Genomic DNA, 16,549 nt, shown 5'->3' with positions numbered 1-16,549 from the left:
ATGCATGCACCGGAATTGACACCTACTCCGCTATCGCAGGGCGATTCGTTGTTAACCGCTCTGTTCTTGGCTGCGGTCGTGCATGTGTTTATTTTGCTGGGTATCAACTTCACCGCGCCGCGGCCACCCAAGGCCAACCGTTCGATCGAGATCACCGTCGCCCACGCGCCAGTCAAAAAGGCGCCCAAAGAAGCGAAATATCTAGCCGCCGAACATCAGATCGGCGCCGGCGCGGAAACGCACAAACCGGAACCGCCCCAGCAAAAGCTGGCGAGCCAGGAGCAACAGCTCAGTCCGCCAGTAAAAAAAGTCGTGCCTCAGCCAGTCGCGGCGCAAGCCAAACCGGTCACCGAGAAAATTCTTACCCAAGCCAAGGCTCCCGTTAAAGTGGTGGCCGAACCCGAACAACCCGTAGAATTACAGGAAGCCGTTGAAGTTCAGGAATCCGCCCCCAAGTTATCGCCGGAAGCCCTGCAACAACAAATCTCCCAACTTGGCGAACGTATCCGCAATAGCCAACAAAGTTCGCAGGACACCAAGATCAAATTCGTCAACTCGATCAGCACCCATAAATATTTGGCGGCACAATACGTTAAGGATTGGGAGGACAAGGTTGAGCGGACCGGTAATCTGAACTATCCTGAGGCCGCGCGCAAAAAAGGCGTTTCGCAAGCCTTGACCCTGGACGTCGGCATCAACGCCGATGGCAGTATTTACAGCATGCGTATCGTCAAGTCCTCCGGCAATACCGCGTTGGACGAAGCCGCTAAACGTATTGTGAAGATGAGTGCGCCATTTGCCGCGCTACCCGATGACTTGTTGCGAGAAGTGAACGTTTTGGTGATTACCAGGGTCTGGAAATTCTCAGACGAAACCGGCATGACTGCCCGCTAGCCCTTACCGTACTCCAATGACAGACGTAACTTATTTAAATAACCAGTTTTTGATTGCGATGCCCGGCTTGGCAGACCCGCATTTCTTTCACACCGTTACTTATCTGTGCCAGCACAACGAAGAAGGTGCGCTCGGCATCGTCATCAACCGGCCGACCGGCATGAAACTGCGCGATATTTTCGAGCAAATGGGCATCAAAACCGAGCTGGAAAACGTGCTGGAAACCCCGGTATTCGCTGGCGGCCCGGTGCAGCAGGAACGCGGCTTCGTGATCCACGATCACTGCGAGCAGCGCTGGGACTCCAGCATCAGCACCGCCGACAATATCACGCTGACCAGTTCTCGCGACATTCTGGAGGCTATCGCCGAAGGCAAGGGCCCCAACCACTATTTGATCGCGCTCGGCTATGCCGGTTGGGGCAGCGGCCAACTGGAAAAGGAAATGGTCGAAAACGCCTGGCTTAACACGCCTTGCGGCGAAGCGATACTCTACGAGACACCGATCAGCCAGCGCTGGAACGCGGCAGCCGGCCAACTGGGTATCGACATCAATCGATTGACCACACCTGCGGGCCATGGTTAAGGCCGATCCGCTGGCGGCAAAATTCCGCGGCGATGCCTATCTGGGTTTCGATTTCGGCAACAAGAAAATCGGCGTCGCGGTCGGTTACGCCGATACCGGCATCGCCAGCCCGCTACAAACCATCCGCTCGCTGAACCAAACCCCCGACTGGCAAAAAATCGGCCAGCTAATCGACGAGTGGCGGCCCATCGGCTTGGTGGTCGGCATCTCTCGGCAAGACGACGGCTCCGACAATATTGTCACGCCCAGAATGCAAAAATTCTGCCGGCAACTGAATGGCCGATACAATCTGCCGGTGCATCAAGTCGACGAAACCCTAACCACGTTCGCCGCCAAACAAATGCTGTTCGACGACCTAAAAGTCAGCGCTGCTAAACTATGGGCCGTACAAGATCAACTTGCCGCCCAGTTAATTCTGCAAAGTTGGTTTGATAAATAAAAAGACGACAGATAGTTTAGGGCGATAATCCCTTCCTCTTGCCTGTTTCGCCTGGCCTCTGAACTTTATACCAAAAACAAGACTGCAAACTGTTACTCGACATGCCAACCGCCTCACTCAACATCGACATCCTGCTCGACAACCTGGAATCGGCGATTCGCCAGCAGATTGTCGATAGAAAATTACATAGCCCTTTACTGATCGGCATTCATAGCGGCGGCGCCTGGATCGCCCGCCATATGCACCAACGCCTGGGAATCACTGAAGCGTTGGGTTTACTGGACATCACTTTTTACCGAGACGATTTTTCGCAAATCGGCATGCATCCCAAGGTCAAGACCAGCGAACTGCCACCGCATCTGGAAGGCCGCGACATCATTCTGATCGATGACGTGTTTTACACCGGCCGCACCATTCGCGCCGCGCTCAACGAGATTTTCGACTACGGCCGCCCCAGCCAAGTGGTGCTGGCGGTATTGATTGAACGCAACGGCCGGCAAATTCCACTCCAACCCGACTGCCACGGCATCCGCATCGATTTGGCCGGCGACCAACGTATCAAACTCACCGGACCCGATCCTTTGGGCATCGAGATCCAATCTCCGCAAGTGGTGGCGGCATGACCCGGCATATTCAGCTGACCGAGCAAGGCAAGCTCAAGCATTTCCTGACTATCGAAGGTCTGGATAAAGAACTGCTCACCGAGATATTGGATACCGCCGAATCGTTTGCCGGCATGTCCGAACATCAGGTCAAGAAAGTGCCGCTGTTGCGCGGCAAGACCATCGTCAACCTGTTTTTCGAGAACAGCACCCGCACCCGCACCACCTTCGAACTGGCAGCCACCCGGCTGTCGGCAGACGTGCTTAGCATGAACATCGCCACTTCCGCCACCTCCAAAGGCGAAAGCCTATTGGATACCATCCATAATCTGGAAGCGATGCATGTCGATATGTTCGTGGTCAGGCATGCACTGAGCGGCGCCGCCCATTTCATTGCCCAGCATACCGCGCCGCACATCAGCGTGATCAATGCCGGCGACGGTCAGCATGCCCACCCGACCCAGGCCATGCTGGATATGTTCACGATCCGCCAGCATAAAAAACAATTCGAGAGTCTGAAAGTGGCCATCGTCGGCGACATCCTCCACTCGCGGGTGGCACGTTCGCAGATTTTAGCTTTAAACGCATTGGGCGTTGCCGAAGTGAGGGTGATCGCCCCGAAGACGCTGCTGCCGGCACAAGTGAAAACCATGGGCGTGACACCCCTACACGATATGGACGAAGGTTTAACCGATGTGGATGTGGTCATCATGCTGCGTTTGCAAAAAGAACGCATGAACTCGGCGTTTCTGCCCAGCGAGAGCGAGTTTTTCCGCTGCTTTGGCCTGACCGAAGCCAAGCTGAAACGCGCCAAGCCAGATGCCATCGTGATGCATCCTGGGCCGATCAACCGAGGCGTGGAAATCGCCTCCAGCGTCGCCGACGGCCCGCAATCGGTGATCCTGCAACAAGTCAGCAACGGCGTCGCGGTCAGGATGGCGATCATGTCGATGGCCATGCACAGCCAGGGAGGTGCGGCATGACAAAATTTCAGGACAGCAATTTTGCACCGCCAGCGGCGGCCCGTAAGGGTGACGCACACGGAGGTGCGTCATGAGCAAAATTTTGATTAAAAACGGCCGCGTCATCGATCCAGCCAACAACGTCGACGCCATCGGCACTGTCTGTATTGCCGACGGCAAGATCGTCTCGGTACTGGAGCAGGCGGCCGATTTCACGGCCGAGCAAATTATCGACGCCACCAACCAAATCGTTTGTCCCGGCTTCATCGATCTCAGCGTACGCTTGCGCGAGCCCGGCCATACCCAAAAAGGCAACATTCAATCGGAAACCCGCGCCGCACTCAGCGCCGGCGTCACCTCGCTGTGTCTGCCGCCCGACACCAAGCCCTGCATCGATAGCCCGGCGGTGGTCGAGTTCATCAAGGACAAGGCCGAAAAGGCCAATTACCCGCAAATCCACAGCATAGGCGCATTGACCCAACGTCTTGCCGGTAACGAACTCAGTGCGATGTTCGCGTTGAAGCAGGCTGGCTGCATTGCCGTCAGCAATGCCAGCGAACCGCTCGGCAACCTGTTGATTTTGCGGCGGGCAATGGAGTACGCCAGCAGCCATGATTTATTGCTGATGTTCCGCGCCAATGAAGCAGCCTTGTCCGGCAAGGGTTGCGCCCACGAAGGCGCAGTCGCCAGCCGTTACGGTTTGCCTGGGATACCGGAAGCCGCTGAATCGATTGCCTTGGCCCAATGCCTGGAACTGGCGGAATTGACCGGTTGCCGCGTACATATCAGTCAGGTCAGTTGCAAACAATCGGTCATTAAATTGCAGCAGGCCAAGAAATACGGTTTGAATGTCACGGCTGATGTTGCGATTCATCAGCTGCATTTGACCGAGAACGACATTACCCCGTTCGACAGCAACTACCACGTAATACCGCCGCTACGCAGCACCATCGACCGCCAGTATTTACGCGAAGGTCTGGTTAACGGCACCCTGGACGCGATTTGTTCCGATCACCAACCGCACGATCTGGACGCCAAACTCGGTGCGTTTCCGGAAACCGAGCCCGGCATAGCCTCATTGGAAACCTTACTCCCGCTCAGCTTGGCGCTCACTGAACAACATCGCATCGGACTGTCGCAAGTCATCGCGGCGCTGAGCTGTAAACCGGCGCAAATTCTGGGCCTGACCAGCGGGGCGTTGACGCCGGGTTTTAACGCCGATGTCTGCATTTTCGATCCTCGCGCCAACTGGCAAGTCAACCGCGCCACCTGGCACAGCGCCGGTTGCAACACGCCCTATTGGCAGCAAACCCTGACCGGTCGGGTGACCCATACCTTGCTGGCCGGCAACGTTGTTTATCGTTTGGCGGAGGCGTCGTGAACAAGTTTGGATTGCCCGCCATCAAGCTCTGTGCATAGAGCATCGCATGCTCGTTAAGGAATAAACCATGAGTTGTATCAAAAACCGCCGTGGCGACGGCTCGACTTCGTCCAGCATCATCGACGACCTGAAAGGCGACCAATCCTGGCGGATTTTTCGGATCATCAGCGAATTTACCGAAGGCTTCGACGAATTGTCCGGCTTGTGCGACGCCATCTCGATTTTCGGTTCGGCGCGTTTGCCGCCCGAGCATTTTTATTATCAAAAAACCGTGGAACTCGCGGAAATGCTCAGCAAGGAAGGTTTTGCGGTGATCAGCGGTGGCGGTCCGGGTGTGATGGAAGCCGCCAACAAAGGCGCCATCCTGCACGATCAACCGTCTATCGGTTTGAACATCGAATTGCCGATGGAACAAAAGCCCAATCCGTACCAGAATATTTCGCTGAATTTTCGCTATTTTTTCGTCCGTAAGGTGATGTTCGTGCGCTACTCGATCGGCTATGTCTGCATGCCCGGCGGTTTCGGCACACTGGACGAGTTCTTCGAAGCCTTGACGCTGATGCAAACTCACAAGATCTACCCGATTCCGCTGGTATTGTTCGGCACCGATTTCTGGAGCGGCCTGATGGGCTGGATGAAAACCAAGATGCTGGAATACGGCACAATTTCCGAGGAAGATTTAGCCTTGATCACCGTCACCGACGATCCGCAAAAAGTGGTCGACATCATGATTGCCCATCGCGAGTGGAAAGACCTGCAACGCAAAAATTAAGCGCCGCGCAACTTTCAAGGCCCAACTCAGTCACAGACCCTTCAAACATAAGGATTTTTTATACACATGACTGCGACAAGTCCCAGCCCCAGCCAAACCGCCCTGCAACCACTCAAAGACCACATCAACACCCAAATCATCGGCCAGGAAGTGCTGGTCGAACGGATGTTGATCGCCTTGCTGGCCGACGGCCACCTGCTGGTGGAAGGCGCGCCCGGTCTGGCGAAAACCAGGGCCATCAATGTACTTAGCCAGGGTATAGAAGCCGATTTTCATCGGGTGCAATTCACCCCGGACCTGTTGCCGGCCGATTTGACCGGCACCGAGATTTACCGGCCGCAGCAAGGCAGTTTCGAATTTCAAAAAGGCCCGCTGTTCCACAATCTGATCCTGGCCGACGAAATCAACCGCGCCCCGGCCAAGGTGCAGGCCGCGCTACTGGAGGCCATGGCGGAACGGCAGATCACGGTCGGCAAGGCCACTTATCCGCTGCCCCCTTTATTCATGGTGATGGCCACCCAGAACCCGATCGAGCAGGAAGGCACTTATCCGCTGCCGGAAGCGCAACTCGACCGTTTTTTGCTGCATGTCAAAATCGATTATCCCAATGCCGAGCATGAGCAGGCGATTCTGCATCTGGCCCGCGCCGAAGCCAAGGGCTCCTTGCTACACACCGGCAATGCTTTCCAGAAAATCAGCCAGCAAACCGTGTTTGCGGCGCGCGCCGAAGTGCTGGATTTATATCTGGCCGAAAGCCTGGAACAGTATTTACTGCAAATCGTGCTGGCCACCCGCAATCCGGCTGCTTACGGCGCCGACTTGGCCGGTTGGATCCAATACGGCGCCAGTCCGCGCGCCAGTATTGCACTGGATCGCTGCGCGCGCGCCAAGGCTTGGCTGCAACAGCGCGATTTCGTCGATCCCGGCGACATTCAGGATATGGCTTACGACGTATTGCGCCACCGCCTGATTTTGTCTTACGAGGCCGAAGCGGAAGGCATCACCCCTGATCACGTGATTAAAGAGTTGATCGCCAGAATTGCCGTACCGTAATGACTAAACCGCTAGCGGCCGACAACCCACGGGTTGCGGTTACCCTGAAAGCCCTGGTCGACCTGGCCAAACCGGCCGGCATGCTCAACCTGGGCCACGCCAATATCCGCGCGGCCCAGAGCGGCAATTATCTGTCGCATCTCAAGGGCCGCGGCATGGCTTTCGACGAAACCCGCCTCTATCAGCCTGGCGACGATGTGCGTCGAATCGACTGGCGAGTCACGGCCCGCACCGACAAACCGCACAGCAAGATTTTCAAGGAAGAACGGGAAAGGCCGTTGTTTATCGCGGTGGATTATCGTTCGACGATGGCATTTGCCACGCGTGGCGTATTCAAATCGGTACAGGCCGCCCGGCTGGCCGGTTTGCTGGCCTGGGCCGCCTTAAAGCAAGGCGACCGAATCGGCGGGCAAATTTTCAGCGACAACGGCTGCCAGGAGTTGAAACCGCAGACCGGCAAATCGGCCCTGTTGCGTTTCTTCAATGCGCTGGCCCATCCGCTCTTGAACGGCGAGCCGGTGACCGGACTCGATAAGCCACTGGCCAGATTGCTGCATCACGCCCATCCCGGCAGCCGAGTGTATATCCTTAGCGATTTTCGCGGCCTGAATCAACTCGCCGAAAACCATTTGGCCAATTTGGCCCGGCATTGCGAAGTGGTGTTGGTGCATATCGCCGACCCCTTGGAAAGCCAATTGCCTAACCACGGCCGTTATCGTTTCACCGACGGCTGGCGCGACGTATTGATTGACAGCGGCGACAAACAGCGCCTGCAAGCCTATCGCCAGCAATTTCAAGATCGGCGACTATATTTACAAAAACTCGCCAGCAAATTGCGTCTGCTGCTGATACCCTGCAGCACTCAACAAACCCCTCTGGAAACGTTAAACGGCACCCGCTCTGGTCCGGTTGCCTAACGTTTCATGACTCAGGCCATGCGCAACTCAAACTTAATCCACCCAGCAGACTTGTCACAAGCGCAAAGCACGGACCAGCCGTTCGCGCCGATTAGCTGGCCGGCCCTGTTAATCCGTATTGGCTTATTGGGTCTGGTGATGTTCGCTGGCGGCTGGTTGGGCATGGAAATGGCAATTCCGCCCGGTTATGCCAGTCCGCTGTGGCCCCCGGCCGGCATCGCGCTGGCCGCTCTGTTGCAGTGGGGACGTCAATTATGGCCGGGCGTATGGTTGGGTGCGATGCTCAGCAATTTTTTGGCGGCAATCGAGTTTTCCGGCCACTTAACGACTAGTGGCATGCTTTCGGCTTTTATTATTGGCGGCGGCAGTACCTTGCAAGTATTGGCCGCCCTGGGTTTATCCGGAAGATACCTACACCCTGGCTTACCCAAACTGGATAGTCCTGGTTCCATCCTGTTGTTCTTCGTATTGGTCGGGCCATTGGCTTGCTTGGTAGCACCCAGTGTCGGTATCGGCGCTTTGTGCTTGTTGGATATGATGACATCGAAGGAACTCTGGATTTCCTGGCGCAACTGGTGGATAGGCGACAGCTTGGGCGTGATTATCGTTTCGCCCTTGCTGTTTTGCTGTTTCGGCCGGCCGAGCGAACTTTGGCGAGCTCGGCGGCTGAGCGTGGCCCTGCCGCTGTTAGGTACGCTGCTGGCACTGGTATTGGTGTTTCTGCAAGTGTTTCAAGCCGAACGCGCTCGAATTCAGCAGACTTTCGATAGCCAGGCCGGGACAATCGATAGGCTGTTGGTGGAATATGCTGCCAACGCGATCGACAGCAGTCTGGCACTGAGAGATGTATTTCTGGCCTCTGACAAAGTGGATAGAAATGAATTCTCCGTATTCTCTCGGGGCATATTGCAACGTCATCCGGAAATCCAGGCGTTGGAATGGCTACCGCGCATAACCCGCGACAATTTACCCGCCTTCGAAAAAAAGATCCGTAGCCAAGGTTATCCGAATTTCCAGGTGACCGAGCGCGACAACCAGGGGCTTGCGGTTCCAGCCGCATCAAGGCCGGAGTATTTTCCTGTTACGTTCGTGGAGCCTATGGCCGGCAATGAAAGCGCCTTTGGTCTGGATTCCATCTCTAACCCGCTCAGCCGACAATCCAAGGAAATAGCCCGCCGCACCGGCAAACCCAGTGCTTCGCAAGGGCTACAACTCATGCAGCGCCCGGATTCACAGCCGGGCATTTTGGTTTCGATTCCGGTGTATAAAAACAGTACCGACACACCTGAACTTAGCGGTTTTGTCTCGACGGTCATTCTACCGGTCCGTATGGTGGAAATCGTCACCAGAGGCCTGAATACCCAAAGTCTGGGTATCGCCATCCGCGACCTCAGCGCTTCCAGTGATACCTCCTTATTATTTTCAAAACCGCTACGCAACACGCTCGCCCTCAATTACGGATTAAAAGAATGGCAACGCAGCTTCGCGTTTGCCGACCGCCACTGGCAAATCACCATTGCTGCGGATAGCCTTTTCGTCATCGAGCAAGGCTCTTCCCTACCCTGGATTACCTTGACCGGTGGCTTGTGTTTTACTAGTTTATTGAGCATTTTGCTGCTGACCATCAGCGGCCGGACCGCCTCGGTGGAAGCCCTGGTGGATGAACGTACCAAAGAGCTGGAAAAAGCGGTTGCCGAGCTGGAAACCTCGGCCAGTATCGCCCGAGAATCGGAATTGAAGCTGCGTACCGTCGTCGAATCCGAACCGGAATGTGTGAAACTACTGGCCCGCGATGGTAGCCTGTTGCAGATGAATCGTGCCGGATTGGAGATGATGGAAGCCGATTCTCTGGAACAGGCCCAACAAGGCCGGCTTGAGGACTTGATTGTGCCCAAGTATCTAACGGCATTCAAAAAGTTGACTAGACGGGTATTTGCCGGCGCCTCCGACACATTGGAATTTGAAATCGTCGGTTTGAAAGGCGGTCAGCATTGGCTGGATACCCATGCGGTACCGATGCGGGACGCGGAGGGCAATATCACCGCACTATTGGGCTTGACCCGTGATATTACCGTCCGCAAACAAGCCGAGGAACATCTCAAACTGGCGGCAAGGGTATTCAGCGAAGCGCACGAAGGCATTCTGATCACCGATGCTGCCGCGATCATCATCGATGTCAATCCGACCTTTTGCGAGATCACCGGCTACAGCCGCGAAGAAATCATCGGCAAAAACCCAAGAGTGTTGCAATCCGGCAAGTACGACTCGGCCTACTATGCCGACATGTGGCGGTCACTAAAGACCGATCAGCATTGGCTTGGCGAGTTGTGGAACCGGAAAAAAAATGGCGAACTGTACGCGGAGAGGCTGACGATTTCGGCGCTGTGCGATGGCGACGGCAACCTCACCCACTACATCGGTTTGTTTTCCGACGTCACCCACGCCAAACAACAGCAACAGTTATTGGAGCTGATCGCTCATTACGATCCGTTGACCCGCTTGCCGAACCGGATCTTGTTCGCCGACCGTTTGAATCATGCCATTGCCCACAGCAGGCGGGAAAAATCCCTGCTGGCAATCTGTTTTCTGGATCTGGACGGCTTCAAGCCGGTCAACGATCAATTCGGCCACGACGCCGGCGACCGGGTGCTGGTTGAAGTAGCCGAACGCATCAAAAATGCCATCCGCGAAGAAGACAGCGTGTCCCGGCACGGCGGTGATGAATTTGCGCTATTGCTGGGCGACATCGAGTCTATCGAGCACTGCGAACAAGCCATCATGCGCATCCATCTGGCGATCGCCCAGCCTTACTACATCGAAGGCCAGCCGGTCACGGTCGGCGCCAGTAGCGGTTACACGCTGTATCCCTTGGATGATGCCGACCCCGACGCGTTGTTGCGGCATGCCGATCATGCCATGTATCAGGCCAAACTGTCCGGCAAGAACCGTTGCCAGTTGTTCGACGCCAGCCAGGATCAGCAGATCATGCATCGCCACCAGCAATTGCGCAACATCGAAGAAGCGTTTTTGAACGAGCAGATGTGCTTGTACTACCAACCCAAGGTCAACATCAAAACCGGCCAGGTTAGCGGCGTCGAAGCCTTGATCCGCTGGCAGCACCCGCAACGCGGCATGGTGCCGCCCCTGGAGTATTTGCCAGCCATCGCCTCGACCGATTTGGAAATCCGCATCGGCAACTGGGTGATCTCTCAAGCCTGCCGGCAAATGGCGGCTTGGCAGGACCAGGGCTTGCAATTCGCGGTCAGCGTGAATATTTCCTCCTATCACCTGCTCTGGCCAGGCATTCAAGAATATATCGAAACTACGCTAAGCCAGTATCCCGAAATAGCCTCCCAGTATCTGCAATTGGAAATCCTGGAAAGTACCGCGCTGGACGATTTAACCGCAGTGAATGGCATCGTCAAAAGCTGCCGGGAACAACTCGGCATCAGCGTGGCGCTGGACGACTTCGGCACCGGCTATTCCTCGTTGACTCATCTGCGGCACTTGTCGGTGGATACCGTCAAAATCGACCAGACCTTTGTCCGCGACATGCTCGACGACCCCGACGACTATGCCATCATCGAAAGCGTCATCGATCTGAGCCAGGCATTCAATCGCGAGGTGGTGGCTGAAGGCGTGGAAAGCCAGGAACAAGGCATCGTGCTATTACTATTGGGTTGCCACTTGCTGCAAGGCTATGCCATCGCCCGGCCAATGCCGGCCGAAGCGATTGCCGCTTGGGTGCTAGCTTATCAACCTTTTGCCGATTGGCGCTTTTATGCCGATGCCGAATTATCGCCCGAGCAAGCCACTATTGCGATTCGACGCTTCGACACCCGCCGCTGGCTGCAACGCGTGCAAGCCTGTCTGTTTGCGGAACAGCATGACTACGCCAGAAACTGGCCCATCATGGATCAACGCCGTACCCATTTGGGCCGCTGGCTAAAGCAAGCCCAACACGACAGACAATATGCCCACGACTGGCTGGAAGGCATCGAACAGTTGCAACACCGGTTGCATGCGCTAGCCGAGGAGCTCAGGCAACAGTTCGATGCCGGTCAGATTGAAGCGGCACGGGTTGAATTCGCTAGTTTGCAAGCCATCCAGCAACAGATCGACGATCAACTGATTTTGTATACCCCACTCTAAGGTCTGTATGCGTAGAGAACACTAAGCATGGAAACACTGCCTTTAAAAGATATTCATCTGCCCAGCCCGATCAACTTCTGGCCACCGGCGCCCGGTTGGTGGTGCTTGGCGATATTGCTGCCGCTGCTGGCCGTTTTGCTTCGGACTGTTTATAAGCGCATCCGCCGACGCACAGCCGCCAAGACCGCCGCCAAGCTGCTATCCGAAATTCGCCGGGATAACCCGTCCGATATCAAACAGACCCTGGCGGCGTTGTCGGCGCTGTTGCGGCGGGTGGCGATCAGCACCGCGCCGCGCCAGGATGTGGCCAGTCTGCGCGGCGAGGCTTGGCTGGCTTATCTGGACCAGTCGCTAGCCGATGCGCCGTTCAGCCAAGGTCCTGGCCGCTGTTTGGCCGATGGCCATTATCGGCAAACGCCGCCGGCCGAAGCCGAGCTGGAGGCGTTGTTCGAACTGTGCGAACGCTGGCTCAAACAACAGGCGAAGAAACCATGATCGAACTGGAATGGCCCATATTGTTATGGTTGCTGCCGCTGCCGGCGCTGTTGCGTTGGTGGCTGCCGGCGCGGACCGTTGCCGAACAAGCGGCACTGAAAGTACCTTTTCTGGACGATTTCGGCAGCGGCGAAAGCCGGGTGGTCAGCCAGCCTCGCCGCTGGCCGCTATGGCTGGCCGCGTTGGCCTGGACCTGTCTGGTATTCGCCTCCGCCCGGCCGCAATGGCTAGGCGAACCCTTGGAGCAAGCGGTCAGCGGCCGCGACTTGATGCTGGCGGTGGACGTATCCGGCAGCATGCAGGAAGAAGACTTCATCCTCGACAAGCAACGGGTGGACCGTCTAACCGCCATCAAACAAGTGGCCGGCGAGTTTATTCAACGCCGAATCGGCGACCGGCTAGGCTTGATCCTGTTCGGCACTCAGGCTTATCTGCACGTACCGCTAACCTTCGACCGCAAGACCGTACAAACCCTGCTCAACGAAGCCTTTATCGGCATTACCGAGGACGAACCGAAAACCTCGATCGGCGATGCGATCGGCCTGGCAATCAAGCGCCTGCAAGATCAAAAAGACGCCAGCCGGGTCTTGATTCTGCTGACCGACGGCGCCAATACCGCCGGCGAATTAATGCCCTTGAAAGCCGCCGAACTGGCCGCCGAACATAAGCTCAAAATTTATACGATAGGCATAGGCGCCGACGAAATCCTGGTGCGCAGCCTGTTCGGCACCCGCCGGGTCAACCCGTCCGCCGACCTGGACGAAAAAACCCTGACGGCAATAGCCGATACCACCGGCGGCCATTACTTCCGCGCCCGCAATACCGAAGAACTGGACAAGATTTACCGGATGCTGGACCAATTGGAGCCGGTGGAAAAGGACAAACAATATTTCCGGCCGCGTAGCGAGCTGTTTCACTGGCCGCTGGCGCTGGCTTTGCTATTGACGGGCTGGTTGACGCTGGCCCGCTTGAGGTGGTCATGAGTTTTTCTGATTTTCATTTTCTGCGGCCCTGGTGGTTGCTGGCTTTACTGCCTGCCGCTCTGTTACTGGCCGCGCTGATCAGGCACCGGCAAGGACGCGGTAACTGGAGCGAAGTCTGCGACGCGGAATTGCTGCCTTTCATTTTGCAAGACAAGCCGCTGCAACAATCGCGCACTCATCTGTTCGGCGCCGGCCTCGCCGCCCTGCTGACGATAGTTGCATTGGCCGGCCCGACCTGGCAGCGTTTGCCCAGCCCGGCTTTTAGAAACGATGCGGCCTTGGTGATTGCTTTGGATTTATCCAAATCCATGGATGCCGCCGACATCAAACCCAGCCGCATCGCCAAGGCCCGCTACAAGATCGCCGACTTGCTGAAACAGCGCAAGGACGGCCAGACCGCATTGCTGGTCTACGGCGGCGATGCCTTTACCGTGACACCGTTGACCAACGATACCGCCACCATCGACAGCCAGCTGGTGGCGCTAACCACCGACATCATGCCCAGCCCCGGCAGCAACACCGGAGTGGCATTGGATAAAGCCGCGGCCTTGCTGCGCCAGGCCGGTCTGGCCAAGGGTCATATTTTGCTGGTCAGCGATGGCGTCGATGCCGACGTCGCCGAGCAAGCCGAACACTGGCTGGGCGATTACCGGCTCTCGGTGCTGGCGCTTGGCACGCCGGAGGGTGCACCGATACCCGTGCCGGGCGGCGGTTTCGTGAAAGACAACCATGGCGCTATCGTGGTCGCCAAGCTGGACGAATCGGCTCTGGCCACGCTGGCCGAGCATGGCCGGGGAATTTATCAGCCGGTGGCGGCCGACGACGAGGACGTCGAGAATCTCGGCCGTTTATTCAATGCCGCCGACACCGGCACCGAGAATCAAGACGGCAATTTATTGCTGCAACAATGGGACGAAAAAGGCCCGTGGCTGCTGTTGCTGGTGTTGCCGTGGGCGGCCTGGCAATTCAGAAAAGGCTTATTGTTGTGGGGATTGTTGTTTTTATGGCCCATCCCCCAAGACAGCTATGCGCTGGATTGGCAAAGCCTCTGGCAAACCCCCAATCAACGCGCCCAACAGGCCTTCAACCAGCAACAATACCAGCAAGCCGCCGATCAGTTCGATAACCCGGACTGGCGCGCCGCCGCGCAGTACAAGGCCGGCCAATACCAACAAGCCGCCGAAACCCTGAAAGACACCCAAAATGCAGAAGGCCATTACAATCGCGGTAATGCGCTAGCCCAGGCCGGCCAGTTGCAGGAAGCGCTACAAGCTTATCAGCAGGCACTGAAACTCGATCCCGGCCATCGGGATGCGCAATACAACAAGGATATCGTCGAGAGGAAACTGAAAGAGCAGGAACAACAGCAGCCGCCCAACAATCAGCAGCAGGACAATCAACCACAAGACCAGCAACAAAAAGATAAAACGCAATCGTCCGAACAACAGCAAAAACAACAGGATCAACAGCCCGGCCAGTCCGATGCCGACCAACAGCACGAGCAAAAGCCCGAAGACAGCCAGCCACCCCAAGCCCAGCAGGACGCCGAGCAAAGCAAAGCTGCCGAGGATAAACAGTCTTCGGAGGCGGAAGCCAAGCAGCCAGCGCAGCCGTCCAAGCCAGAAAAAGATGAGTCCGAGCCAACGAAAGCCGCCGAATCTGCCGAGAAAAACGAAACCGAACGCGCCAACGAACAATTGCTGAAACGCATTCCCGACGAGCCGACCGGACTGCTGAAGCGCAAATTCAAATATCAGTACAACCAGCGCAGACAACAATCACCGTCGGGCCCAACTTGGTAAGCAAATACGACAGCCGGGCTGATTTCGCGCCATCCTCGCGTTTCGTGCGGTTATGGCGCTCCCCCATTCAAGACAACTGAAACGATGACACGATGGATATTGGCCTGATACTGATTTTAATCCTGATCAACGGTGTGTTCGCCATGTCGGAAATGTCGCTGGTGTCTTCCCGGCTGGCCCGCCTGCAAAAGCTGGCCACCGAGAAACGCGCCGGCGCCCGATCGGCCTTGAAACTGCACAAAGATCCGTCCCGCTTCCTGTCCACCGTCCAGGTCGGCATCACCTCGGTGGGCATCCTCAGCGGCGCTTTGGGCGAGGAAACCTTGAAAGAGCCGCTGTATCGTCAATTACAGAACATCCCCTTGCTGGCACCCTATGCGGAGACCATCGCGCTGATTTCGACCGTGTTCCTGATTACCTATTTTTCGGTGGTGGTCGGTGAACTGGTGCCCAAACGCCTGGCGCTGCTGCATCCGGAAAATATCGCGGTGGTCATGGCCCGACCGATGAATACTCTTTCCCTGATCACCAGCCCGCTGGTCTGGCTGTTATCGTCTTCCAGCACGTTGCTCCTGCGCATCTTCGGCGCCCACCAACCGCCGCAGACGACGATCACTAACGAAGAAATCAAGCTCTTGATGGAAATCGGCGCTGAAATTGGCGTATTTCATGCTAGCGAAAGCCACTTAGTCTCCAATGTCTTGAGACTGGACGAACAACGGGTCGGCGCGGTGATGACGCCCAGACAGCAAATTTTTGCGATCGATCTGAGCAGCGACGAGGCTAAGGTACATACCGAAATCGCCGACTGTCCGTATGCGCGGGCGGTCATTTGCCGAGACGGTTTGGAAAACGTGGTGGGCATCTTGCAGCGCAGCGAATTGTTGAAACCGGCCATGTCCGGTGCGGCCATCGACATTATGCCTATCCTGCACGCGCCGCTGTATGTGCCGGAATCGATCACGCTGCCCCAATTGCTGGAATATTTTAAGGAAAAACGCACCGATCTGGCGCTGATCGTCAACGAATACGGCGACATCGAAGGTTTGGTGACGCTCAGTGATGTGTTGAAAGCCATCGTCGGCCATTTGCCGAGCGAAGGCAATCTGGATATCGATGTGATGCAGCGCGCCGATGGCTCCTGGCTAGTGGACGGCGGCCTGTCGATTCAGCGCATGAAGTCGGTGATCGGCATGGACGGCCAGTTACCCGGCGAAGCCGACAACGACTATCACACGGTCGGCGGCTTTATCCTGTTCTACTTGGAAAAAATTCCGCAAGTCGCCGATGCTTTCGAATACCGGCAATGGCGTTTCGAAATCGTCGATATCGACGGCATTCGCATCGATAAGGTGCTGATCAGCCAAAAACCGGCCGACGAGGCGGTGTAAGCCTTCTCGAGCGGCGACCCCCGGACCGGACGTCCGTCATCGTCCTTATGTTGGCTTAAACAGGAAACTATTCAGACTGTGGGAGACTCGATCACTGGATAGTTATGAAAAGATTACCGTTCA

The 16,549-nt window shown here is 56.4% G+C and carries 14 protein-coding genes; all 14 read left to right on the top strand.

Features of this window, described 5'->3' with window-relative positions; all coding sequences use genetic code 11:
- The 14 genes from QZJ86_RS01055 to QZJ86_RS00990 all read left to right on the top strand — a co-directional run bounded on the left by QZJ86_RS01055 (window position 1) and on the right by QZJ86_RS00990 (window position 16,426).
- On the top strand, window positions 1-894 hold the full coding sequence (locus tag QZJ86_RS01055) for an energy transducer TonB (protein WP_301935831.1): 894 nt from the start codon (window positions 1-3) through the stop codon (window positions 892-894).
- A gap of 16 nt (window positions 895-910) precedes the next feature.
- Window positions 911-1,477 carry a YqgE/AlgH family protein gene (locus QZJ86_RS01050; RefSeq protein ID WP_301935830.1) on the top strand — a complete coding sequence of 189 codons (567 nt, stop codon included), beginning with the start codon at window positions 911-913 and terminating at the stop codon, window positions 1,475-1,477.
- Window positions 1,470-1,916, top strand: coding sequence for a Holliday junction resolvase RuvX (ruvX, locus tag QZJ86_RS01045; protein ID WP_301935829.1), 447 nt, complete (start codon window positions 1,470-1,472; stop codon window positions 1,914-1,916). The genes QZJ86_RS01050 and ruvX overlap by 8 nt, the downstream gene beginning before the upstream one ends.
- Before the next feature lie 101 nt (window positions 1,917-2,017).
- The gene (gene pyrR, locus QZJ86_RS01040) at window positions 2,018-2,539 is read left to right on the top strand and encodes a bifunctional pyr operon transcriptional regulator/uracil phosphoribosyltransferase PyrR (RefSeq protein ID WP_301935828.1); all 522 of its coding nucleotides are present in this window, start codon (window positions 2,018-2,020) and stop codon (window positions 2,537-2,539) included.
- Window positions 2,536-3,501: an aspartate carbamoyltransferase catalytic subunit gene (locus tag QZJ86_RS01035; protein ID WP_301935827.1), complete on the top strand. Its 966-nt coding sequence runs from the start codon at window positions 2,536-2,538 to the stop codon at window positions 3,499-3,501. The genes pyrR and QZJ86_RS01035 overlap by 4 nt, the downstream gene beginning before the upstream one ends.
- 70 nt (window positions 3,502-3,571) lie before the next feature.
- The gene (locus tag QZJ86_RS01030) at window positions 3,572-4,861 is read left to right on the top strand and encodes a dihydroorotase (RefSeq protein WP_301935826.1); all 1,290 of its coding nucleotides are present in this window, start codon (window positions 3,572-3,574) and stop codon (window positions 4,859-4,861) included.
- Window positions 4,862-4,928: 67 nt separating this feature from the next.
- Entirely contained in the window at window positions 4,929-5,633 is a 705-nt protein-coding gene (locus tag QZJ86_RS01025; RefSeq protein WP_301935825.1) for an LOG family protein, read from the top strand.
- A gap of 66 nt (window positions 5,634-5,699) precedes the next feature.
- Window positions 5,700-6,686, top strand: coding sequence for an AAA family ATPase (locus QZJ86_RS01020; RefSeq protein WP_301935824.1), 987 nt, complete (start codon window positions 5,700-5,702; stop codon window positions 6,684-6,686).
- On the top strand, window positions 6,686-7,603 hold the full coding sequence (locus tag QZJ86_RS01015) for a DUF58 domain-containing protein (RefSeq protein WP_301935823.1): 918 nt from the start codon (window positions 6,686-6,688) through the stop codon (window positions 7,601-7,603). Before QZJ86_RS01020 ends, QZJ86_RS01015 begins: the two co-directional genes overlap by 1 nt.
- A gap of 18 nt (window positions 7,604-7,621) precedes the next feature.
- Complete coding sequence (locus QZJ86_RS01010; protein ID WP_301935822.1) at window positions 7,622-11,755, top strand: EAL domain-containing protein; 4,134 nt, start codon at window positions 7,622-7,624, stop codon at window positions 11,753-11,755.
- A 27-nt stretch (window positions 11,756-11,782) separates the two neighbouring features.
- On the top strand, window positions 11,783-12,250 hold the full coding sequence (locus QZJ86_RS01005; RefSeq protein ID WP_301935821.1) for a DUF4381 domain-containing protein: 468 nt from the start codon (window positions 11,783-11,785) through the stop codon (window positions 12,248-12,250).
- A complete protein-coding gene (locus tag QZJ86_RS01000) occupies window positions 12,247-13,233 on the top strand; it encodes a vWA domain-containing protein (protein ID WP_301935820.1) in 987 nt (328 codons plus the stop codon). The genes QZJ86_RS01005 and QZJ86_RS01000 overlap by 4 nt, the downstream gene beginning before the upstream one ends.
- Window positions 13,230-15,035 (top strand): vWA domain-containing protein, encoded by a 1,806-nt coding sequence (locus QZJ86_RS00995; protein ID WP_301935819.1) that lies wholly within the window; start codon window positions 13,230-13,232, stop codon window positions 15,033-15,035. The genes QZJ86_RS01000 and QZJ86_RS00995 overlap by 4 nt, the downstream gene beginning before the upstream one ends.
- Before the next feature lie 92 nt (window positions 15,036-15,127).
- Complete coding sequence (locus QZJ86_RS00990) at window positions 15,128-16,426, top strand: hemolysin family protein (RefSeq protein ID WP_301935818.1); 1,299 nt, start codon at window positions 15,128-15,130, stop codon at window positions 16,424-16,426.
- The last annotated feature ends 123 nt before the right edge of the window (window positions 16,427-16,549 follow it).

It is taken from the genome of Methylomonas montana, from assembly GCF_030490285.1.
GTDB classification, from domain to species: domain Bacteria; phylum Pseudomonadota; class Gammaproteobacteria; order Methylococcales; family Methylomonadaceae; genus Methylomonas; species Methylomonas montana.
The sequence above is the reverse complement of the archived record's forward strand: the minus strand, read 5'-3'. Positions and strand labels throughout refer to the sequence as shown.